Annotated in this window: 21 protein-coding genes; 17 read left to right on the top strand and 4 right to left on the bottom strand. The window is 66.8% G+C overall.

The annotated features are described in order from the left end of the window. Both mnmD and HB681_RS32865 read right to left on the bottom strand, forming a co-directional pair. A partial coding sequence (gene mnmD / locus HB681_RS32860; RefSeq protein WP_256735192.1) for a tRNA (5-methylaminomethyl-2-thiouridine)(34)-methyltransferase MnmD occupies nucleotides 1-1,120 on the bottom strand: 1,120 nt, incomplete at its 3' end. A 191-nt stretch (nucleotides 1,121-1,311) separates the two neighbouring features. Further along, nucleotides 1,312-1,584 carry an oxidative damage protection protein gene (locus HB681_RS32865; protein WP_213959084.1) on the bottom strand — a complete coding sequence of 91 codons (273 nt, stop codon included), beginning with the start codon at nucleotides 1,582-1,584 and terminating at the stop codon, nucleotides 1,312-1,314. A 118-nt stretch (nucleotides 1,585-1,702) separates the two neighbouring features. Between HB681_RS32865 and HB681_RS32870 the strand changes: the two genes are divergently transcribed. The 8 genes from HB681_RS32870 to HB681_RS32905 all read left to right on the top strand — a co-directional run bounded on the left by HB681_RS32870 (nucleotide 1,703) and on the right by HB681_RS32905 (nucleotide 8,120). After that, nucleotides 1,703-2,743 (top strand): sulfate ABC transporter substrate-binding protein, encoded by a 1,041-nt coding sequence (locus HB681_RS32870; protein WP_213959085.1) that lies wholly within the window; start codon nucleotides 1,703-1,705, stop codon nucleotides 2,741-2,743. Nucleotides 2,744-2,838: 95 nt separating this feature from the next. Then, nucleotides 2,839-3,423 (top strand): NADPH-dependent FMN reductase, encoded by a 585-nt coding sequence (gene ssuE / locus HB681_RS32875; RefSeq protein WP_213959086.1) that lies wholly within the window; start codon nucleotides 2,839-2,841, stop codon nucleotides 3,421-3,423. A gap of 115 nt (nucleotides 3,424-3,538) precedes the next feature. Beyond that, on the top strand, nucleotides 3,539-4,498 hold the full coding sequence (locus HB681_RS32880) for a sulfonate ABC transporter substrate-binding protein (protein ID WP_213959087.1): 960 nt from the start codon (nucleotides 3,539-3,541) through the stop codon (nucleotides 4,496-4,498). Further along, nucleotides 4,495-5,664 (top strand): FMNH2-dependent alkanesulfonate monooxygenase, encoded by a 1,170-nt coding sequence (ssuD, locus tag HB681_RS32885; RefSeq protein ID WP_213959088.1) that lies wholly within the window; start codon nucleotides 4,495-4,497, stop codon nucleotides 5,662-5,664. Before HB681_RS32880 ends, ssuD begins: the two co-directional genes overlap by 4 nt. Before the next feature lie 14 nt (nucleotides 5,665-5,678). Next, complete coding sequence (gene ssuC / locus HB681_RS32890) at nucleotides 5,679-6,518, top strand: aliphatic sulfonate ABC transporter permease SsuC (RefSeq protein ID WP_213959089.1); 840 nt, start codon at nucleotides 5,679-5,681, stop codon at nucleotides 6,516-6,518. Between the two features lie 10 nt (nucleotides 6,519-6,528). Further along, complete coding sequence (locus tag HB681_RS32895) at nucleotides 6,529-7,341, top strand: ATP-binding cassette domain-containing protein (protein WP_213959090.1); 813 nt, start codon at nucleotides 6,529-6,531, stop codon at nucleotides 7,339-7,341. A 31-nt stretch (nucleotides 7,342-7,372) separates the two neighbouring features. After that, nucleotides 7,373-7,588 (top strand): molybdopterin-binding protein, encoded by a 216-nt coding sequence (locus HB681_RS32900; protein WP_213959091.1) that lies wholly within the window; start codon nucleotides 7,373-7,375, stop codon nucleotides 7,586-7,588. 151 nt (nucleotides 7,589-7,739) lie between these two features. After that, on the top strand, nucleotides 7,740-8,120 hold the full coding sequence (locus HB681_RS32905) for a hypothetical protein (RefSeq protein ID WP_213959092.1): 381 nt from the start codon (nucleotides 7,740-7,742) through the stop codon (nucleotides 8,118-8,120). An 11-nt stretch (nucleotides 8,121-8,131) separates the two neighbouring features. On the opposite strand, the gene HB681_RS32910 is transcribed toward HB681_RS32905, so the two are convergent. After that, nucleotides 8,132-10,564, bottom strand: a complete 2,433-nt coding sequence (locus HB681_RS32910) for a PAS domain-containing sensor histidine kinase (protein ID WP_213959093.1) — start codon at nucleotides 10,562-10,564, stop codon at nucleotides 8,132-8,134. Between the two features lie 265 nt (nucleotides 10,565-10,829). On the opposite strand from HB681_RS32910, the gene HB681_RS32915 reads away from it, so the two are divergent. From HB681_RS32915 to HB681_RS32935, 5 genes are all read left to right on the top strand, one after another. Next, a complete protein-coding gene (locus tag HB681_RS32915) occupies nucleotides 10,830-11,009 on the top strand; it encodes a hypothetical protein (RefSeq protein ID WP_345944798.1) in 180 nt (59 codons plus the stop codon). Between the two features lie 8 nt (nucleotides 11,010-11,017). Then, a complete protein-coding gene (locus HB681_RS32920) occupies nucleotides 11,018-12,037 on the top strand; it encodes a PHB depolymerase family esterase (RefSeq protein WP_213959095.1) in 1,020 nt (339 codons plus the stop codon). 117 nt (nucleotides 12,038-12,154) lie between these two features. Next, on the top strand, nucleotides 12,155-13,189 hold the full coding sequence (locus HB681_RS32925; protein WP_213959096.1) for a L,D-transpeptidase family protein: 1,035 nt from the start codon (nucleotides 12,155-12,157) through the stop codon (nucleotides 13,187-13,189). A 10-nt stretch (nucleotides 13,190-13,199) separates the two neighbouring features. After that, nucleotides 13,200-13,766, top strand: coding sequence for a M23 family metallopeptidase (locus HB681_RS32930; RefSeq protein WP_256735193.1), 567 nt, complete (start codon nucleotides 13,200-13,202; stop codon nucleotides 13,764-13,766). Between the two features lie 255 nt (nucleotides 13,767-14,021). Then, a complete protein-coding gene (locus HB681_RS32935; protein WP_213959098.1) occupies nucleotides 14,022-15,095 on the top strand; it encodes a helix-turn-helix transcriptional regulator in 1,074 nt (357 codons plus the stop codon). Nucleotides 15,096-15,126: 31 nt separating this feature from the next. Here HB681_RS32935 and HB681_RS32940 read toward each other — a convergent pair whose 3' ends face one another. Continuing rightward, nucleotides 15,127-17,703: a DUF6351 family protein gene (locus HB681_RS32940; RefSeq protein WP_213959099.1), complete on the bottom strand. Its 2,577-nt coding sequence runs from the start codon at nucleotides 17,701-17,703 to the stop codon at nucleotides 15,127-15,129. Between the two features lie 198 nt (nucleotides 17,704-17,901). Between HB681_RS32940 and HB681_RS32945 the strand changes: the two genes are divergently transcribed. The 4 genes from HB681_RS32945 to HB681_RS32960 all read left to right on the top strand — a co-directional run bounded on the left by HB681_RS32945 (nucleotide 17,902) and on the right by HB681_RS32960 (nucleotide 21,852). Continuing rightward, entirely contained in the window at nucleotides 17,902-19,656 is a 1,755-nt protein-coding gene (locus tag HB681_RS32945) for an IlvD/Edd family dehydratase (protein WP_213959100.1), read from the top strand. Between the two features lie 86 nt (nucleotides 19,657-19,742). After that, nucleotides 19,743-20,576, top strand: coding sequence for an extracellular solute-binding protein (locus HB681_RS32950; protein WP_213959101.1), 834 nt, complete (start codon nucleotides 19,743-19,745; stop codon nucleotides 20,574-20,576). Nucleotides 20,577-20,592: 16 nt separating this feature from the next. Then, the gene (locus HB681_RS32955; protein ID WP_213959102.1) at nucleotides 20,593-21,588 is read left to right on the top strand and encodes a molybdopterin-binding oxidoreductase; all 996 of its coding nucleotides are present in this window, start codon (nucleotides 20,593-20,595) and stop codon (nucleotides 21,586-21,588) included. Between the two features lie 54 nt (nucleotides 21,589-21,642). Beyond that, entirely contained in the window at nucleotides 21,643-21,852 is a 210-nt protein-coding gene (locus HB681_RS32960; protein ID WP_213959103.1) for a molybdopterin-binding protein, read from the top strand. Nucleotides 21,853-21,967 lie beyond the last annotated feature (115 nt).

Genomic DNA, 21,967 nt, shown 5'->3' on the forward strand with positions numbered 1-21,967 from the left:
ACAGTGGGGTGTCTGGGAAGTCGGGAGACGCGCGCTGACTGAGGAAGCGATGTAGTATGTTGGTGAGTACCGTGCGATAAAGAGCGTCCAGGAAAACACGCACGGAAAGCGGGGGGGCACGGGGGGGGGGGGGGGGGGCCTCGGGGGGGGGGGGAGGGGGGGGCGGGGGGGGGGGGCGGGGGGGGGGGGGGCGGGCGGGCGGCGGGGGGGGGGGGGGGGGCGCGGGGGGCGGGGGAGGGGGGGGGGGCGCGGGGGGCGGGGGGGCGCGCGCGGCGCCCGGCACGGGGCCGGCCTTGGCGAACACGTCGACTTGCCATCCGGGCCGCGCCAGGCTGGCCGCGACCGCCGCGCCCGCCAGACCGGCGCCGATGACGGCGCAACGACCGGGTGCCGCGCGTTCGGCCCGCGGGGTGCGGCGCCGCGGTGTCCAGGCCGGGTGGAACACGGCGCGCAGGCAGTCGCGCTTGGGCGGCAGGCCCGGCGCCTTGCGCACCTGGAATCCGTTCTGCGCGAGCGCATCCCGAACGGCCCGTGCAATGGTCCAGGTGGCAAGGCCGGTGCCGCGCCGGGCAAAGCGCGAGACGGCCTTGAGAGTTTCCGGGGACCACATCGCGGGGTTGCGGTCCGGGCTGAAGCCGTCGAGGTAGATGCTGTCGGCCTCGAAGCGCTGGGCGCGCAGCATGGCCTGCACGTCGCCGACGCACAGCGTCAGCAGCACATGGCCGTCGTCGAAGCTCATGCGGTGAAAGCCCGGCAGCAGTTCCGTCCACTGCCTGGCCAGCGCCTGGGCGAGTTCGGCCAGTTCCGGATAGCCTGACGCGGCGCGCAGCAGACCCTCCACGCCCACGGGATGCGCCTCGATCGAGACGAAGTGCAGCATGCGCGGCCGGGCCGGGTCTGAACGCCAGGCCTGCCAGGTTGTCAGGAAATTGAAGCCAAAGCCGAAGCCGGTTTCGAGAACCAGCCATTGCGGCTGGCCGCGCCAGGCTTCAGGAAGCCCGCAGCCGCCGAGGAATACATGGCGGGACTGGGCCAGAGCGCCGGTTTCCGTGTGATAGATGTCGTCGAAGCGCTCGCTGCGCGGAACACCGTCGGCGCGCCACTGGACGGGTTCGGGCATTAGTCAGCGGACGTCATGAAGCTGGGTACTGGAATACGGGGACCGGACGCAGAGGACGCGAAGGTTTCGCGAAGGACGCGAAAGAAAACCAGAAAAGTCTTCTTTGACTTTTTTGCGTCCTTTGCGTTTCTTCGCGTCCTTTGCGTCCGGCCAAGTCCGCTTTCAAGTCCCCTTTCACAGCCGCCTGAAGATCAGGCGCTCGGCGGCACGTAGCCTTGCGCGACGTCCGCGCCGTCGCCGAAGAAATGCTTTTCCATCTGGCGCTTCAGGTATTCACGGGCGCGCTGGTCGGCCAGGTTCAGGCGGTTTTCGTTCACGAGCATGGTCTGCTGCTTGAGCCAGGCGGCCCATGCTTCCTTGCTCACGCTCTCCCAGATCTTCTTGCCGAGTTCGCCTGGATAGGGGGGAAAGTCGAGTCCCTCGGCTTCCTTGCCGAGTTTCACGCACTGAATCATTCGTGCCATTTGCGGGGTCCTTAGTTGATTTGGCTATTTGGAACTGTGAAAACGGTAGTTCCTGTTTTGTAGGGTGGCTTTCAGAATCGGCAGCTTCTCAGCCAGATTTGCCTTCCGAAAGACCGCCATGAGCCTTCGCCGCGACTTTATCAAGCTTTCCCTCGGTGCCACGCTGGGCGCGAGCATGGCCCTGACGGCGCTGCCGTCGTTCGCCCAGACCGTCAACCTGCTCAACGTGTCCTACGACCCGACGCGCGAGCTCTACGTCGACTACAACAAGGCCTTCGTCGCCTACTGGAAGGCCAAGACCGGCCAGGACGTGGTGATCAAGCAGTCGCATGGCGGCTCGGGCAAGCAGGCCCGCTCGATCATCGACGGCATCGATGCCGACGTGGCCACGCTGGCGCTGGCCGGCGACACCGACGCGCTCGTCACGCACGGCGGCCTGGTCAAGCCCGACTGGCAGAAGCGCCTGCCGCACAACTCGGCCCCGTACACCTCGACCATCGTGTTCCTCGTGAAGAAGGGCAACCCGAAGGGCATCAAGGACTGGGACGACCTGGTCAAGCCCGGCGTGCAGGTGATCACGCCGAATCCGAAGACCTCGGGCGGCGCCCGCTGGAACTACCTGGCTGCCTGGGAATTCGGCAAGCGCAAGTACGGCGGCCCGAACAACGGCAATGACAAGGCTAAGGAGTTCGTCGGCAATCTCTACAAGAACGTGCCGGTGCTCGATGCCGGCGCACGCGGCTCTACCATCACCTTCGTGCAGCGCGGCGTGGGCGACGTGCTGCTGGCCTGGGAGAACGAGGCCTACCTGGCGCTGAAGGAATTCGGCGCCGACAAGTTCGACATCGTTGCACCGTCCATCAGCATCCTTGCCGAGCCCACCGTGACGGTGGTCGACAAGGTGGTCGACAAGAAGGGCACGCGCGCCGTGGCCGAGGAATACCTGAAGTACCTCTACTCGGACGAAGGCCAGGACATCGTCGGCCGCAACTACTACCGCCCGACCTCCGACAAGGCCAAGGCCAAGTACGACAGCCAGTTCCCCAAGCTGACGCTGTTCACCATCGACCAGGCTTTTGGTGGCTGGACCAAGGCCGACAAGGAGCATTTCGCCGATGGCGGCTCCTTCGACCAGATCTACACGGCCAAGTTGAAGTAGGCCGGCCGCCTCCTTTCCCGCGTCGCCCCGATCCGCAAGAGCGCCTGTCCAGCAGGCGCCCGGGGCGAACTCACCCTTCAAAAAAGTAGCTTCCCGTGACCGTCCTCCTGATTGCCGGTAGTCCTTCGTCGCCGTCCCGTTCCACCGCCTTGCTCGAATCGGTGGGCAGCCGGCTCCACGGGCGCGGCGCGCGCATCGAGCGCGTCACTGTGCGCGAGCTTCCGGCGCAGGCGCTGTTGCGGGCCGAGTGGGAGCATCCCGACATTGCGCATGCCATTGCCCAAGTGGCGCAGGCCCGCGTGGTCGTGGTGGCCACGCCGGTCTACAAGGCGGCCTACAGCGGCGTGCTGAAGGTGTTCCTGGACCTGCTCTCGCAAGGCGCGTTGAAGGGCAAGACGGTGCTGCCGCTGGCGACTGGCGGCAGCGCGCACCACATGCTGGCACTCGACTACGCACTGCGGCCGGTGCTGCAGGCCCTGGCGGCGCGGCACATCCTGCCGGGCATCTACGCGACCGATGCGCAGATCACCGCCACGCCGCAAGGCGAATTCCGGGTGCACGACGACCTGGCGCACCGGCTCGACGAAGCGGCCGAGGTGCTGGCCGCCGAAGGGCTGAAGCTGCCGCCGATGCGGGGCTTCGAGCCGGTGCATTTCTCCCGGGTGCGATGTAGCGTTTGAAGCTTCCGCCGCGCATTGGCGCCAGGGCGCGGCAACCGATATCCCGTTCATCGTCCCGCTCTTTTTTCGCCGCTCATTCGCGGCGCGGGACAAGGCTTGCCTGAAGGAATCCATCATGACCTCTTCTCATTCGATCCAGCGTCGCCGCCTGTTGCAGGGCGCGGCCACCGCCATCGCGCTGCCGTCGTTCGCGGCGCTGGCGCAAAGCCCGTCGCGCACGCTGCGTGTGGGCAACCAGAAAGGCGCGCTCACCGTGCTCAAGGGCCGTGGCACGCTGGAGAAGCGGCTCGCACCGCTCGGCGTGGGCGTGACCTGGACCGAGTTCAATGCCGGGCCGGTGCAGCTCGAGGCGCTCAACGTCGGCTCGATCGACTTTGGCGATGTGGGCGAGGCACCGCCGATCTTTGCGCAGGCCGCCGGCGCGCCGCTGGCCTATGTGGCCGCGACCGTGCCGCGGCCGGGCGCCGAGGCGGTGCTGGTGCACAAGGACTCGCCGATCAAGACCGTGGCCGACCTGAAAGGCAAGAAAGTCGCGCTCAACAAGGGCTCGAACGTCCATTACTTCATCGTCAGGCTGGCGGAGCAGGCGGGCTTGAAATACAGCGACCTCAACTTCGTCTTCCTGGCGCCGCCCGATGCACGCGCTGCCTTCGAGAAGGGCTCGATCGACGCGTGGGTGATCTGGGACCCGTTCCTGGCCTCCGCCGAACTCACGCTGGGCGCGCGCATCCTGGCAGATGGCAAGGGCGTGGTCGGCAATCGGGGCTACTACTTCTCGTCTCTGCCTTATGTCGCGAAGAACGCCGACGTGCTCAAGCTGGTGGTCGAGGAGATCGACAAGCTCGACCAGTGGGCCGTGGCCAACAAGAGCGCCTACGCGCAGGAACTGTCCACGCTGTGGGGCTTGCCGAAGTCGGTGGTCGATGTGTCGGTCGCGCGAGCGGCCTATGGCACCGCGCCGATCACCAAGGCCATCCTGGCCGAGCAACAGCAGATCGCCGACACCTTCTTCGAACTGAAGCTGATCCCGAAGAAGATCAACCTGCTCGAGGCCGCCGGGGCGGGCATTGCATGAACATTTTCTGGTTCCTCCCCACCCATGGCGACAGCCGCTATCTCGGCAGCACCGAGGGCGCCCGGCAGGTCGACCTGCCTTACCTGCAGCAGATCGCCGGCGCCGCTGACCAGCTGGGCTACGAGGGCGTGCTGATCCCGACCGGCCGCTCCTGCGAAGACCCGTGGGTGATCGCGTCCAGCCTGATCGGCGCCACGCGCAAGCTCAAGTTCCTGGTGGCAGTGCGGCCCGGACTCCATCAGCCGGGCCTGGCCGCGCGCATGGCCGCGACCTTCGACCGGCTCTCCGGCGGCCGCTTGCTGGTGAACCTGGTCACCGGCGGCGACCAGGCCGAGCTCGAAGGCGATGGCGTGTTCCTCGACCATGCGGCGCGCTACGAGCAGTCGGCCGAGTTCATCCGCATCTGGCGCGAGATCCTGGCGCGCAGTCACGACGGCCAGGCCTTCGACTACGAGGGCAAGCACCTGAGCGTGAAGGGCGCGAAGCTGCTTTATCCGCCGGTGCAGGCGCCGTATCCGCCGGTATATTTCGGCGGTTCCTCGGAGGCGGCGCATGAGCTGGCGGCCGAGCAGGTCGACACCTACCTGACCTGGGGCGAGCCACCGGCCGAAGTCGCCAAGAAGGTGGCCGATGTGCGGGCCCGTGCCGCGCGCCGGGGGCGCACGGTGCAATTCGGCATCCGCCTCCACGTGATCGTGCGCGAGACCGAGGACGCCGCATGGCGCGCCGCCGAAGAGCTGATCAGCCGCGTCGACGACGACACCGTGATCCGCGCGCAAGCCGCCTTCGCGCGCATGGATTCCGAAGGTCAGCGCCGCATGGCTGCGCTGCATGCCGGGGGCAAGAAGCGCTCGCGCGCCGACCTGGAGGTGTCGCCCAACCTGTGGGCCGGCGTGGGGCTGGTGCGCGGTGGCGCGGGCACGGCGCTGGTCGGCGATGCGAAGACGGTGGCCGCGCGCATCGAGGAATACGCGGCGCTCGGGCTCGACAACTTCATCCTCTCGGGCTATCCGCACCTGGAGGAAGCCTACCGGTTCGCCGAACTGGTGTTCCCGCTGCTGTCGAAGCGCGTCAGGCAGCAGTTGCGCGGCGGGCCGCTCGGCGGACCGTTCGGCGAGGTGGTGGCCAATCTCGATGCGCCGTCGCGCCTTCATTCGCAGAGCTGAAAGCAAAAGCATTCATGACTGAACAAGTGCAAACCTTGCCCGTCGATTCCTCACCTCCGTCCGGCGCCGCCAAGGCCTTTGCGCTGGGCGTGGGAACGCGGCTGGTGCCGTGGCTGGTGCCCATCACGCTGATCGTCGTGTGGCAGATCGCCTCCTCGCTGGGTTGGCTGTCGACGCGCGTGCTGCCGGCCCCCATCGACGTGGTGAAGGCCGCGTGGACGCTGGCGCTGTCGGGCGAGCTGTGGACGCATGTGAAGGTGAGTGCGGGCAGGGCGCTCGCGGGGCTGGCCATCGGCGGTGGACTCGGGCTCGCACTGGGCCTGCTGACCGGCTCGGTGAAGTTCTTCGAGACGCTGCTCGACTCGACCATCCAGATGGTGCGCAACATCCCGGCGCTGGCGCTGATCCCGCTGGTGATCCTGTGGTTCGGCATCGACGAGTCGGCCAAGCTGTTCCTCATCAGCGTGTCGGTGTTCTTTCCGATCTACCTGAACACCTTCCACGGGATTCGCAATGTCGACCCGCAGTTGATCGAGATGGGGCGCACCTACGGCCTCAGCCGCTGGCAGCTCTATCGCGAGGTGATCCTGCCGGGGGCGCTGTCGTCGATCCTGGTGGGCCTGCGCTTCTCGCTCGGGCTCATGTGGGTGATCCTGATCGTGGCCGAGACCATCTCGGCGCAGGCCGGCATCGGCTACCTGACGATGAATGCGCGGGAGTTCCTGCAGACGGACATCGTGCTGGTGGGGATCCTGCTGTACGCGTTGCTGGGGAAGCTGGCGGATCTGTTCGCCCGCGGCCTGGAGCAATGGTGGCTGCGTTGGCACCCGGGCTATCAAAAGAAGACCACCTGAAAGAAGCTCAATGACCGATCAAACGATTTCCAACGAAGGCGGCGTCAAGCTGGAAGCGCGCGGCCTTCACAAGCGCTACGGCCAGCGCGAGGTCCTGCGCAACACGCGGCTTGTCGTCGAGCCGGGGCAGTTCGTCGCCATCGTCGGGCGCAGCGGGTGCGGCAAGAGCACCTTGCTGCGGCTTGTGGCCGGCCTGGAAGCGGCCAGCGAGGGCGCGCTCTACACGGATGGAAAGGCCATCGACGGGCTGCACGACGACACGCGGATCATGTTCCAGGAGGCGCGGCTGCTGCCTTGGCGGCGCGTGCTCGACAACGTCACGCTGGGCCTGCCGGCGCAGGCCAGGGGGCGCGGCAAGGAAGTGCTGGCGCAGGTCGGGCTGGCCGACCGCGAGAACGAATGGCCGGCGCGCCTGTCGGGCGGGCAGCGGCAACGCGTGTCGCTGGCGCGCGCGCTCGTGCACCGCCCGCGGCTGTTGCTGCTGGACGAACCGCTGGGTGCGCTGGATGCGCTGACCCGCATCGAGATGCACCGCCTCATCGAGGACCTGTGGCTGCGCCATCGCTTCACCGCGCTGCTGGTGACGCACGACGTGCAGGAAGCCGTGGCGCTGGCCGACCGCGTGATCCTCATCGAGGACGGCCGCATCGCGCTCGACGAGAACATCGCGCTGGCCCGCCCGCGCTCGCAGGGCGACCCGGCCTTTGCCGCGATCGAGAAACGCATCCTCGACCGTGTGCTGCAGAAGCCCGACGCCGAACCCGCCCGCAACGACCCGCACTGGGCCGACGGTCCCGCCCACGCCCTGCGCTGGGCGCTCTGAAGTTTCTTTTTCAACCCACAGGAGTCATCTCATGTCCATCCAGGCCATCAACGTTCGCAACCAGTTCAAGGGCAAGGTGAAGGAAATCATCCGCGGCGACGTTGTCTCCGAAGTCGATGTCGAGACCGCCTGGGGCGTGGTCACCTCGGTCATCACCACCCGCTCGGTCGACGAGCTGCAACTGCGGCCCGGCTCCGACGTGGTCGCTCTGGTGAAGTCGACCGAAGTGTCGATCGCGAAGCTTTAGCAAGCTCGCGCTCGCGTGGCTCGCCCGCTCGCTTGCGAGACTGGACCTACGCGGGTTGCGCCCCTGTGCCCACATGGCGGGTACGTTATGGTCCCAAGACTCCTTTCATCGATACGGCATGTTGCCGTTCCGAAGTACAAGGAGTTGCCAGATGGATGAATTGCAAACGAAGACGCCGGCTGAATTGGTCGAGGACGCCCGCCGCGCCAGCCATGACGCCAAGATTGCCGCATGGAATGTCGCGGCCGAAGCCCGGACCACGGGACAGCATGCCGCCAACGTCGCCAGGGTTGCTGCGAGTGACGCCGGGGACATCGCGTCGGATGCCGCGGCCACCGGACGGGTCTACGCGAAGAACGCGGCGACTGCCGCCGGTGACAAGCTGAATGAACTCAAGGGCCGTGCGATCGACCTGAAGTCCAGGAGCGCCCGGTACATCGCCGATGAGCCCATGCGCTCGGTGGGCTATGCAATGGCGGGCGGCGCCGCGCTGATGGCCCTGCTGGTCGCGATGCGTCCGCGCAGATATTGACCCTTGCGCACTCAGCGCAGTCGGCGCGCCTTGTCCGCGAGGACGCGCCGAATCCGTTTCGCCAGCGCATCGTGCGTATAGGGCTTGCCGAGCAGTTCCACCCCGCTGTCCAGCCGCCCGCCGTGCACGATGGCGTTCTGCGTGTACCCCGATGTGAAGAGCACGGCGATCCCGGGTTGCAACTGTCGGGCCTTGCGTGCGAGTTCGGGGCCGCGCAGCTTGCCCGGCATGACCACGTCGGTGAACAACAGGTCGACCTGCGCACCGTTCTTGAGGATGGCCAGCGCCGCAGCCGCGTCGCGCGCCTCCAGCACTTCGTAGCCCAGGTGACCAAGCAACTCGACGACCGTGGCGCGCACTGCGTCATCATCCTCCGCCACCAGCACGGTCTCGCTGCCACCATCGAGTACGTCCACCTCCTCCGCCACCGTCGACACGTCCCCGGCGGCGCGCGGCAGGTAGATCTTGACGGTCGTGCCGTGCCCCGGCTCGCTGTAGAGCTTCACGTGGCCGCCCGATTGCCGTACGAAGCCGTAGACCATCGACAGTCCCAGGCCCGTGCCCTTGCCCTCGGCCTTGGTCGAGAAGAAGGGCTCGAACACCCTGGCGGCGATCTCCGGTGTCATGCCGCTGCCGGTGTCGGTCACCGCCAGCAGCACGAACTGCCCCGCGACCACGTCCGGGTAGTCGCGCGTGTAGCGTTTGTCGAGCGAGGCATTGCCGACTTCGATGGTGAGACGCCCCGAGCCCTCCATGGCATCGCGCGCGTTGAGCGCCAGGTTGAGCAGTGCGTTCTCGACCTGGGCCGCGTCCACGAAGCTGTTCCATAGCCCGCCGGAGACCGCCGTCCTGATCTCGATCGCATCGCCGATCGTGCTGCGCAGCATGTCCTCCATGCCCGCGATCACGCGGCCGACATTCACCACCTTCGGGTCCAGCGGCTGGCGCCGCGCGAACGCGAGCAACTGGTTCGACAGCCGCGCGCCGCGCTGCGTGGCGGCGATCGCATTCGTCACATACCGCGCGGCGGAACCTTCGGCCCCCACGGTGCGCAAGAGCAACTGCAGGTTGCCCGAGATCACCTGCAGCAGGTTGTTGAAATCGTGCGCCACGCCGCCGGTGAGCTGGCCGACGCTCTCCATCTTCTGCGACTGGTACAGCGCGGCCTGGGTGCGCTTGAGGGCTTCCGCGGCCTCGTGGTCTGTGGTCATGTCGCGGGCCACGGCGTGGATGAAGCGCTCGTCCGGCACGGCGGTCCACATGAACGGGCAGTAGCTGCCGTCCTTGCGGCGGTAACGGTTCTCGAAGCGGAAGGTCGCGGCGCCGTCGGCCAGCCGGGCGAGTTCCGCCAGCGTGGCGCTGCGGTCATCGGGATGCACGAGGTCGAGGAAGTTGTGGCCGACGAGTTCGGTCTGCGACCATCCGAGCAGCCGCGTCCACGCCGGGTTCACGGAAAGGATCCGCGCATCGAAGTCGGCGACCACCATGACGTCCATCGACAGGCGCCACATGCGGTCGCGGTCCGCGGTGCGCTCGGCCACCTGCTCCTCGAGCATCTGGTTCATGTTGGCCAGCACCAGCGCAGCGGCCTTCTGGTCCTCGATGTCGGTGTTGGTGCCGACCCAGTGGATGATCGCGCCGGCCTCGTCGTGCAGGGGTACGGCGCGCGCGATGTGCCAGCGGTAGGCCCCATCGGCGCGGCGCAGCCGGGCTTCTGCCTCGTAGGCACTGCCCTCGGCCAGCGCGCTTTGCCATCGCTGGGTGACATCGGCGAGATCCTCGGGATGCACGATGTTCGCCCACCCCTCGCAAACAAGCTGCTGCAACGGCAGGCCGGTGTAGGTCGAGACGTTGTGATTGAACCAGTCGACCGATCCATCGGGCGGGGCGGCCCAGACGTGATTGGGCATGGCCTCGGCGACGGTCTGGAAGCGTGCGTCGCGCACGCGCACCGCTTGCTCGGCGCGTACCTTGGCCGTGGTCTCGATCACGATGGCCATCACGCCCGCCGGTTGGCCCGACTCGTCGCGCACCGGCGAGTAGTCGAGGTTCATCCATACCTGCTCGGGGGCGCCTGTGCGGTAGAGCGTCAGTTCCTGGTCCCGGTAGCTGAGCGTGCCGCCCGCCAGGCAGACCTTCATGAGGTTATCGGCGAAGTCGAACACCTCCGGCCAACCGTCGCGCACATTCATGCCGAGCAATTGCGGGTGCCGTGCGGCCGCGAAGACGGCATAGCCATCGTTGTAGATCATCACGCCCTCCGTTCCCCAGAGCAGGGCGATGGGCACGGACGACTGCAGCATCATCGATACCGACGCCTTGAGCGTCTGCGACCAGGTGCCGATCGACCCCGCGCTGGTGCGCCCCCAGTCGAATTCCGCGATCAATCGCGCTGCGTCCCCGCCGCCGGTGAGAAACGGATGCGTCGTGCAGTGGGGTTTCATGGTGATTGGAGGGCTAGGGAGGCGGCATGCACTGCGGGTTGTAGCACCGCGCCGCGCGATTCCAGGCGGCCAAAACGCACACCGATACGATCAATTTCAATTGGGCGGCGCACATGAAAACCTATGGCGTAAGAACGAGCCGACACGGTGTCGCGCTTAAACATCGCCTGTGCGACCGCGGCGGGATTTCATGCTGTGTGGTTCGGCCATCCCGGCCCTTGAAAGACATCCAATGCGCAATCCCTGGACGACGAAGAATCCATTCATGAGCATGTGGCTCAGCGCCGCGAATCGAACGGCCGGATCTGCGAGGGGCCAGGCCACCGCGGCGGCCAAGCGCAACGTGGCGACGGCGCAGGCGGAAGTCGCGCGACAGGTGCTCGACTTCTGGAGCGGCAAGTCGCCGGCGAAACCGGCCACGACGAAGAGGAAGTCGCGTCGCTGAACGCGGGCATGGCAAGGCGATACAAGGCCCCGTCATGGGGTGCGATCTTCCAGCGCAGCATCGCGTCGATGACCCGGCAGGGCATGCGCGTGGGCCAGTCGGCCATGGCGTCGGTAGTCAAGCAGACGGTGAAGCAGACGATCAAGAAGCGCAAGCCGCCGGCGGGCGCGGGCCAATGGCTGCAGGGCGTGGCGATGGGCGCGACCGGCATGCGCCGCTACCGGCTGTTCCGCCCGCCCGGCGTCAAGGTGGGCGAGCGCCTGCCCTTGATGGTCATGCTGCACGGCTGCAGCCAGGACGCCAGAACCTTTGCCAACAGCACCCGCATGAACGTCATCGCGGCGCGCGAGCGCTTCATGGTGCTCTACCCGGAGCAGGACCGCGTCTCCAATCCACAGGGCTGCTGGAACTGGTACGACACCACGGGCGGCCGCGCGTACGGAGAGGCCGCGCTCATCATGAGCGCCATCGACCAGGTGACCCTGCTCTACGGAGGCGATCGCGCACGCGTGGCGGCAGTCGGCCTGTCGGCGGGCGCCAGCATGGCCGCGCTGCTGGTCAGCAGGCATCCGGACCGGTTCAAGGCGGTCGTCATGCATTCCGGCATTCCGCCCGGCACCGCGCACTCGACGATGTCGGCGGTGGGCGCGATGCACGGACTGCGGCATACCAAGTCGCTGGCGGCCCGGCCGTTGGCGGTGGTGACCTCCTGGCCGCCGCTCATGGTGATTCATGGCGGGCTGGACCGTGTGGTTTCGCCAAACAACGGCCACGCAGCGGTGCAGGCCTGGGCCTCGGCTGCCGGCGCGCGTGCCACGGCCACCCGCAGCGTGCAGCGAGGCAGCCGCTATCCGGCGACCGTGACCGACTACAAGCGCAAGGGCAGCACCGTCGCCACCCTGGTGGAGATCGCGCGGCTGGGCCATGCATGGAGCGGTGGCGCCGCCAAGGAGTTCTTCAGCGACGACAAGGGGCCGGATGCCTCGCGCATGGCGTGGACCTTTGCGTCGAAGCAGTTCCGGCAGTGAGGAAGAGGAGGCGCGCGGTGGACGCGCGTTGTGCCGAGGCGCTTTGTCTGCCTGCGACTACAGGCACCGGCACGGTCGGGACGAAGGATGGCGCGTCCCCACTTGACCGAGTCCCAAATGACCTCAGCACGCCGAACTTTCCTGATGACTGTCACTGGCCTTGCCTTTGGCGCCTCGCCCTGGGTGGCGCTCGCTGCGCACCGGCCGCCCGCTGGCACGAAGAAGCAGGACGTCGTCGATGGCACGGTGACCATCGACAAGCTCAACGCTGCCCACGACACGCCCACGCTGGCCCAAGGCGCGCGCGGCGCAGCGGTCATGCGCGCGCAGATCCTGCTGGACCGCGCATGGTTCTCGCCGGGCGAGATCGATGGCGGCTTCGGCGCCAACATGCGGCGTGTGGTGGCGGCCTACCAGAAGTCCAGCGGGCTCGCCGTCAGCGGCAAGATCGATGGACCCACATGGGCCGCCCTGAACGCGGACGCTGCGCCGCCGTTCGCGACCTACGCCATCACCGCGAACGACGCGGCAGGTCCATTCACGTCCATACCCCAGGACATGTCCGAGCGCGCAAAACTGAAGTCGCTGGACTACGAGAACCTGCAGGAGGCGCTCGCGGAGAAGCATCACATGTCGCCGCGTTCCCTGGTCGAGCTCAATCGGGGCGCGCGCTTCCAGGCGGGCGATGAAGTCATCGCGGCCAACGTCACCGGCGCGGCGGATGCCGGCATCGTCAAGGCGGCCCGCTCGATCGAGATCGACAAGGGCGAGCACATGCTCTTCGTGCTGGACCGCGACGGAAGACCGCTGGCTGGCTTCCCGATCAGCATCGGCGGGCCGCTGGATCCGCTACCGCTCGGCAAGATGAAGATCACCAACGAGGTCGAGAACCCGACCTTCACCTACGACCCTTCCATCCTGAAGAATGCGCCCGCGGATGCGAAGAAGGTCGACGTGGCTGCCGGGCCCAACAACCCGGTCGGCAACGTCTGGATGGGTCTGTCGAAGCCGCATTGGGGCATCCACGGCACGCCGGCGCCAGAGCGGGTGGGACACGAGGAAACGAACGGCTGCATCCACCTGACCAACTGGGATGCGGCGCGCGTCGCCCGGCTCGCCAAGGCCGGCTTCGCGGTCGAGGTCAGGGCATGAGAAGGATGTGATGCCGCGCGTTGGATGGGTGGCTGCATTGTGGTGCGTGATGTCGGCGGGGGCGGTGGCGCAGGTCGCCGCGCCCCCACCCTCGGCCGTGACGGCGCCGGCGTCGCCATCCACCGATGCGCTTGCGCTGCTGTCCGCGCGTCCATTGCGCTTTCCGGTCGAAGGGATCGACCCGGACAAGTTGACTGACACCTTCAATGACGGCCGTCCCGGCCACCGGCATGAGGCGCTTGATATCCCGGCGCCGCGCGGCACCCGCGTCGTCGCCGTGGACGACGGGCCGCTGGTGAAGTTGTTCACCAGCAAGGCCGGGGGCCTCACGGTCTACCAGTTCGACCCCAGCGGAAGGCTGGCCTACTACTACGCGCACCTGGACCGCTACGCCGACGGGCTGCAGGAAGGCAAGCCCTTGCGGCGCGGCGATCTCATCGGCTACGTGGGCACCACCGGCAACGCGCCGCCGGATGCGCCCCATCTTCACTTCGCCGTGTTCCTGCTGGGGCCGCAGAAGCAGTGGTGGAAGGGGGAGGCGCTGAATCCCTATGAGGCATTGCGGCGGGCTCGTTAGAAGCTGAACGGTCCGCCGCCCGCCGCATGAGGCGACCGACACCGACAGGCCCGCTGTCAAGGCGGCGCGGCAACAGACGCAACCGATCCAAACATCCCGCGGCAGGAGCGCGCGAAGGACCCAGAATCGGTGCTGCTTCCGGCACCGAGGGAACTGCTGTCCTGCGGCAGCAGCACGAGTGACCTGTCCGGGCGCGTCCGGCGTCCTGCGGAGGGCATTCGCGGGGATGTCGAAGGTCCTGGTCGAGGAGATGACATGACACGAATGTCGGCCATTGCCCATTTCCGGCGCTTGTGCTGCCTGGGCCTGCAGCCCCAGGCCGTGATGCCCAGCCTGCTGTCTGCGGCGCACGAACTGCTTCCATCGGAGACCAATGGATTCTTCTGGGCTGACGAACACGGGCGCCTCGCCGGGTTCACGCCGGAATACGTGATCCCTGAAGTGGTGACGACGCTGGCGGAGAACCTCGAGGGTGTCGTCGAACGATCATTGCCCCTCGATTTCGAGACGACGATGCTGCGCGGCGGCGAGGTTGGCAACCTGCTTCCGTTCTTCACCCGGGATTTCTACCGTGGAGACACTTATCACCTGATCTATCGACCCTACGCCTTGCATCACGCCATCGACGGTGTCGTGCGCGATACGCCGAACGGAAAGGGCCTGGGCGCCTTCGTGCTGGGCAGGTCGGCCCGCCAGCCGGAATTCAGCGCGGCTGAAAAGGCCACCTTGCGGCAAATGCTCCCGTACGTCGCGCATGCCATGCACCCGCCCGAATCGTGCGAATCGGGAGGCCTCGCGGACGAGTTCGCGGACAGCGGCGACAACGGCCTGGTCATCCTCGACGAGCGCGCGGAGGTGGCCTACATGAGCGCGCGGGCCCGGCAGATCCTCTATGTCGCGGCGCACGCAAACGCATCCGCCGACTACATACCGCCCGCCATCCTGAGCGTCTTTGCAAATCTCGTGCGGATCTCGCGCGGACGCGAAGCGGCGCCGCCGGTCGTTTGTTGCGACAGCCCGATGGGCCGCTTCGTTTTCCGGGCGCACTGGCTCGATCCCCTTTCCGAAGCCGCGAACGCAATGGTCGGCGTGACCGTCCAGCAGCAGGAGCCCTTGGTGCTGGTGATGGTCCGCAACATGCACGCGGCCGGTTTGTCCGACAAGCAGATGGCACTGTGCCTGCTGCTGGCGCAGAACCATACATTCGCCTCGATCGCGGCGCAGCTTCACATCAGTCTTGCTACGGCAAAGGACTACGCCGATCGCGTCTACCGCAAGCTCGACGTGCACACGCGCGAAGAGGCCTTGCGCAAGCTCGGCCGGACGTAAGCGCTATCGCGATCCGCCACGCCGAGCTTTGTCATGTTTCCGGCTGCTGCGGCCGCCCCAGGTCCGGCTTGCTGTAGTCGCACACGCCTTGCGGGAAGATCAGCTTGAGCTTCGCGACGGAGGCGTCGTCCGGAACCCACGGCGCATAGGTGCCGTCGGCCAGCGCCGCGTCCACGCTCTTCAGCGCGCACTTGTAGATGCCTCCCTCGAAAGGCGCGCCGGCGACGATGCGCGAGTCGGTGAACAACGGGAACAGGCGGGTGCATTCGCCGGGTGCCTTGTTGTCGAGGATCCCATCCCAGACGGTTGGCCCGCGAGCGATCAGCGTGCCGTAGACGTCGAAGCAACTGTCCTGCGCGTCGGCCGGCCGGTTCCCGGCGATGCCCAGTTCCGGATGAGCGCGCATGTTGGCCATCCATTGGTCCATCACGCTGAATGCGAGGAAGCTCCTGTCCGCCTGCGGCGGGTTGGCAGGTGCGCCAGGCGGCGCGGGGGGCACCGTGTCGGTGAACCAGATCACCAGGTTGTCAGTGGTCCCGGTCTTCTGCAGCACGCGCTTGCGCACCGCGAAGGATTGGTGCGCGTCGTGCATGTTGGCCTCGCGCTCGAGGTACTGACGGTTGTCGATGGTGGGCAGCAGGTCGTTGCCGCTGTACACGAGGCCGGAAGCATAGGCGGCCTGCATGGCCTCGATGCTGCCCTCGGTGCGTGGCGCCGGCATGTCAAGCGCCGGGGAGACAGTCATGTTGCGCCGGCTCCAGGGGTCGAACAGCGAGGGGTTCGCGATGACGGCCTGGGCCGAGTAGAGGGGATTGAACGGATAGCCCTCCTGCACCATGTCCTTCGGCTGCACCCAGCCTCCCACCTTGAAGTTGAGGTCAAGGAACTCCTGCGGCGTGATGCTGCCATCTTTCACGGACTTCAGGCCGTACTGCACGCCGACGTTGTCCCACGTGTGGCGCGCGAAGCCGTCTGTGCCGGTGCCGTAGATGTTGACCGCATCGCCGAAGTGCGTCCACTGGATGGGCGGGCGGATGTCGGGCTGCGGTGCGACGACGTCGCCCGGCGGTACGTAGGAATCCGCATTGGCCACGCTCCCGAACCATGGGTTCATCACCAGCGGGAACGCGCCGCGCCAGCCTTTCACGCATTCGGTCGAGCCTGTGCTCATGCTCGGGAAGTTCAAGCCCAGGATCTGCTTGGCCAATGCCATCGGATCCACCACCGCCGGCTCGCCGTTCATGCCCACGAGCAGCGTGCGATTCCTGACATCGCGCCACCGCGTGTTGTTTCGGTCGGTCATGTCCATGTAGTACTCCAGCAACTCGCAATCGCCGACGTGGGTCACCTGCGAAACCATGTCGGGGAAGGACTGGATCGGCACCAGCGCGTCCAGGACGCCCGGGCTGTTCTGCGCCAGGATGTATTGCGCGATTCCACCGCCGGAGCCGCCCACGCCCACGGTGTACGTCGGCACGCCGTAGCGTTCGATGAAGCGCTCCTTTGTCATCATCGCCGTCTCGTCGGCCAACTGCAGGTTGTAGTGCGTGCGAGTGCTGTTGCCGCTCGAGTTCGCGATGGCGTAGCCCAGCGCCAGTATTTCAGGCTGGAGCGCGTCGCTCAGGGTTCCCTGCGAATGGCCGATTCCGACGCTGCCGGTGAAGAAATAGCCGAGGCGACCATTCCACAGACTTGTGTCCAGGTGCGCCGGATCCTCTCCACGCCGCGCCAGCATTGCAAAGCTGTAGAGGAATCGATTGATGGTGCCGACCTCGCGGCGCACGATGAAGTCCACCGTACGCTTGTCAGGCAAGGTCACCCGAGCCATGTCGGCCAGCGCCGCGTCACCGGGCGGCAGCAGTTTCCAGGTGTTGTCGGTGGCGCGGTACGAATAAGTGATGAATCTGTCGATGGAGCAGTCGCGGCTGAAGCCGGCGGGGTTGCCTCCAGCGTCGAGCACCTTGTAGCCAGGCGGAGCCGCCGAGTCGGCTATCGGCTGCAGTCCGAACTGGTTCGTGGTGCAGACGAACGGAACCTGGTGAGGGCCCGAGAACATCGGACCCTCGATCGGCCAGTTATGCAGGCGTATCGACGCTGCGACGATCAGGCCGTGCAGGAAACGGACCTGGAGCGTGTTGTCACCGTTGGCGAAGCCGCTGACAACGCCTTCCATCCTGCGTCCGCTGGAATCCAGCTCCTGCGCCTGCAAGGTCTTCCGGCCATTGATCCAGATCTCCACCTTGTCGTGCAGGATGGGCGGGGCTTGCACCTCGATACGGGCATCGCCACCCGAGACCCACTGCGGTGCGCTCGAAAGAAGCCGAAGGGACACCAGCGCGGGTATGTCAACGTCGATGGGCAGCTTTTCATTGCCGACGTCCGTCTTGGCGCTGCCAACGTCCGCAGCCTCGGCGCCGGGAATCTTTGCATCGGTTGCCATCGGCGCCCGTGTTGACGAGTCGGGCGCGGGCTTCAGGGACGCGGTGGACGGCATCGACGCGAAGTCGGACGACGCGTTGTCTCCACCGCCGCAGGATGCGATGCACAGTGCCATGAGCAGCGACCACGCGAGGCGCGCGCGGCTCGATCCCAACAGAATCCTGTTCATGAGATTCTCCTTTGATCGCGTGTCCGAAACACTATGGGCGCCAGATCCGCAGGCGTCTGCCCCCCTGCGGAGGGCAATTTGCGCAACCGGCCCGTTTCAAGTTCCGCGCGGGGCGGAGATACGTAATGATTGGTTTCTTGCCGGCCTTGCACAGCGTGTGTTCAAGTCGGCATGACCCAAAAGACCCGCAGGACCACGATGCCCAAATCCCCTTTCGAACCGACCGACCCGCCCGACAACTCCGGCATGCGCAAGGGCCTGACCAGCTATGGCGACCAGGGCTTCTCGCTGTTCCTGCGCAAGGCCTTCATCAAGGGCGCGGGCTTCACCGATGCCGCTCTGGACCGGCCCGTCATCGGCATCACCAACACCGGCAGCGCCTACAACCCGTGCCACGGCAATGCGCCGCAGCTCATCGAGGCAGTGAAGCGCGGCGTGATGCTCGCGGGCGGCCTGCCGATGGACTTCCCGACCATCTCCATCCACGAGAGCTTTGCCGCGCCGACCAGCATGTTCCTGCGCAACCTCATGTCGATGGACACCGAGGAACTGGTGCGCGCCCAGCCGATGGATGCGGTGGTGCTCATCGGCGGCTGCGACAAGACGGTGCCCGCGCAACTGATGGGTGCGGCCTCGGCCGCCATTCCGTCGATCCAGCTCATCACCGGATCGATGCTGACCGGCAGCCATCGTGGAGAACGCGTGGGCGCCTGCACCGACTGCCGGCGCTACTGGGCCCGCTACCGCGCCGACGACATCGATGCGGAGGAGACCATTGACGTCAACAACCAGCTTGTCGCGAGCGTCGGCACCTGCTCGGTGATGGGCACGGCCAGCACGATGGCCTGCATTGCCGAGGCGCTGGGCATGACGATGCCGGGCGGCGCATCGCCACCCGCCGTCACGGCCGACCGCATCCGCATCGCCGAGCAAACCGGCGCGCAGGCCGTGCAAATGGCGCGCGAGCGCCTGACCATCGACAAGGTGCTGACGCCGGCGGCCTTCGAGAACGCGATGCGCGTGCTGCTGGCGATCGGCGGCTCGACCAACGGCATCGTCCACCTTACGGCCATCGCCGGCCGCATGGGCCTGGAGATCGACCTGGCCGCGCTCGACCGCATGGGCCGCGACACACCCGTATTGCTCGACCTGAAGCCGTCAGGCCAGCACTACATGGAGGACTTCCACGCGGCGGGCGGCATGGCGACGCTGCTGCGCGAACTCAAGCCGCTGTTGAAGTTGGACGCCCTGACGGTGACCGGCCGCACGCTCGGCGAAGAGATCGAGCGCGCCGGGCCGGGATTCAGGCAGGACGTGATCCGCCCGGCCGCCAACCCGATCTATCCGCAGGGCGGCATCGCGGTGCTGCGCGGCAACCTGGCGCCGGGCGGCGCGATCATCAAGCAGTCCGCCGCCGACCCCGGGCTCATGGAGCACGAGGGCCGCGCCGTGGTGTTCGAGAACATCGAGGACCTGGTGACGCGCATCGACCGCGACGACCTCGACGTGACGGCGCAGGACATGCTGGTGCTGAAGAACATCGGCCCCAAGGGCGCGCCGGGCATGCCGGAGGCCGGCTACATCCCGATCCCGCGCAAGCTGGCGCGGGCGGGCGTGAAGGACATCGTGCGCATCTCCGACGGACGCATGAGCGGCACGGCCTTCGGCACCATCGTGCTGCACGTGACGCCGGAGTCCGCCATCGGCGGGCCGCTGGCCCATGTGCGCAACGGCGACCGCATCCGCCTGAGCGTGGCCAGGCGCGAGATCGCGTTGCTGGTGTCGGACGAGGAGCTGGCGCGCCGCGCCGAGGCGTCGCCGGTGGTCGAGCCGACGGCCGAGCGGGGCTACCGCAAGCTGTTCCTGCAATCGGTGATGCAGGCCGACAGGGGCGTGGACTTCGACTTCCTGCGTGCCGCGAAGATGGTGGGCAAGGCGCCGCGCGAAGGTTGACGCGCGCGGCCGCAAGTGCCGCGATATGATTTGCGGAATACAACGCTCGGCGTTCCGTCGAAGCAAAGTTCCGGAGACATTCATTCATGCGCATCGCTTCCCGGCGGTTGGTCTTGCCTTTTCTTCCTGCGCTTTTGGCGGTGTTCGGGTGCGCGTCACCTGCATGGGCGCAAGACGGCCTGGTGCTCTACGGCGCAGGCTCCTTGCGCGAAGCCATGACCGAGGTGGCAGCAGCTTTCACCGCCAGCGAGAAGATCCCGGTGACCACCCAGTTCGGCGCGTCGGGCCGCATGCGCGAACGCATCGAGGCCGGGGAAAAGGTCGACGTCTTCACCTCCGCCGACCTGGGCCACGCGCGCAAGCTGGTGCAGGATGGCCGGGCCAGCGTGATGGCCTTGTTCGCGCAGAACACGCTGTGCCTTCTGGCACCCGCGCGCGCTGGCCGCATCGACAGTGCCGGGGCGCTGGACGCGCTGCTGAAGGCGGGCGTGAAGGTCGGTGTCTCGCCGCCAAAGGTCGATCCGCTGGGTGACTACACGGTCGAACTGTTCACCGCCGCGGGCCGGCTCAAGCCTGGCGCGGAGGCCGCGCTGCAGGGCAGGGCGGTGGTGCTCGACAACCCGCCCGGCGCGCCGCCTTCGCCCAGCGGCGACTACTACCTCGATGCCTTGAATGACGGCAGGGTCGATCTGGCGGTCGTCTATTGCTCGGGCCGCGAGCGCTACGCGAAGCTGAGCAAGGAAGTCGCGATGGTGCCGTTTGTGCCGGAGCTCCAGGTGGGCCCGCAATACGGCCTGGCGGTCGTCAAGGGCGCAAAGCCGGAGGCGATGCTGCTCGCGCTGCGCATCCTGTCGCCGGAAGGGCAAGCGATCCTCGCGCGCAATGGGTACAAGGCAATCGGCCTGCCACAAGGTCGTTGAAAAGGGAGAACAAGACATGCATGGTTCCAAGAAGTGGATTGCTTGTGCCGGAGCCTGCGCTGCGGCGCTGTTGAGCGCATGCGGCGGAGGCGGTGGCGATTCGTCCAATGCGGCGGCGCTTCTCACGCCGGTGGTGCAGGTCGGCGGCGCCGTCGACCATCCGTCGGGCGTGAGCCTGGGTACGCTGGCGGCCAAGCCGGCGGTGACGCAGACGGTGACCTTCAACAGCGGCACCACGCCGCAGACACACACCTACACCGGCGCCAGCCTGTGGTCGATCCTCGGCGACGCGGGCATCCAGAACGACGCCTCGCGCAAGAACGACGTCCTGAGCCGCTACGCGCTGGCCACGGGAAGCGACGGCTACCAGGTGATCTTCACGCTCGGTGAACTCAGCCCGGATTTCGGCAACAAGCCGAGCATCCTGGCGTACCTGGAGACGGTGTCTGGCCTCAATGGGCCGCTGAATTCCAGCGACGGGCCGGTTCGCGTGACCGCGCCGGGCGATGTGAAGGGCGGGCGCTATGTCTCCAACCTCACCAGGCTCGACGTCTTCGCATCGGCCGCCACCGTGCCGGGCACTGGAGGCGGCGTATCGCCTTCCTTCAGGGTCTCGGGCGCCGTGACCGCGCCGGCAAGCTTCGACCTCGCCGCGCTGCAGGCCCTGCCAAAGTCCAGCCAGACGATCGGCAGCAGCACCTATACCGGCGTCAGCCTGTGGACCCTGCTGAACACGGTGGGGCTCAAGCTGCCGGCATCGGTCAAGAACCCGACCTTGTCGGCGTACGCCGTCGCCACCGGTAGCGATGGCTACCGTGCGGCCGTGTCCCTCGGCGAAATCGACCCGGGATTCGGTGCCAAGGGCGCCTTGATCGCCTATGACGTCAACGGCGCAGGCCTGGGCGCGAACGGCGTCGCGCGGCTCGTCATTCCGGGCGAGGTGAAGCAGGGGCGCCTGGTCTCGAACCTGATTGCGGTGGAGGTGTTCGTGGCCGGCAGCGCTGCCAATTGAAACATATGCGTTTACATTTGCGTTCCAAATCAACTGCTTGACTAGAAGGCTCCCATGAAAATCAGTGCACGCAACGTCCTCACCGGCAAGATCATCAAGATCGTCAAGGGTCCGGTCACCACGGAGGTCACGCTCGAGATCGCCGAAGGCGTCCAGATCGTCTCCACCATCACCTCCACCTCGGCCGAAGGCATGAACCTGGTCGAAGGCGGCAAGGCCTACGGGGTCATCAAGGCGTCCAGCGTGATGATCGGCACCGACTGACAAAAGGCGTGAATCTTTCTACTGCGGACGCCGATCTCGGGTCTGCGGTGCTCACCGCACGAGAGTGCGGTTCCGCTCCTCAACCCGACCTCGGCGCCCTCGCTACGAAATCTTC

The sequence above is a fragment of the Variovorax sp. dw_954 genome, assembly GCF_018449755.1.
GTDB lineage: Bacteria > Pseudomonadota > Gammaproteobacteria > Burkholderiales > Burkholderiaceae_C > Variovorax.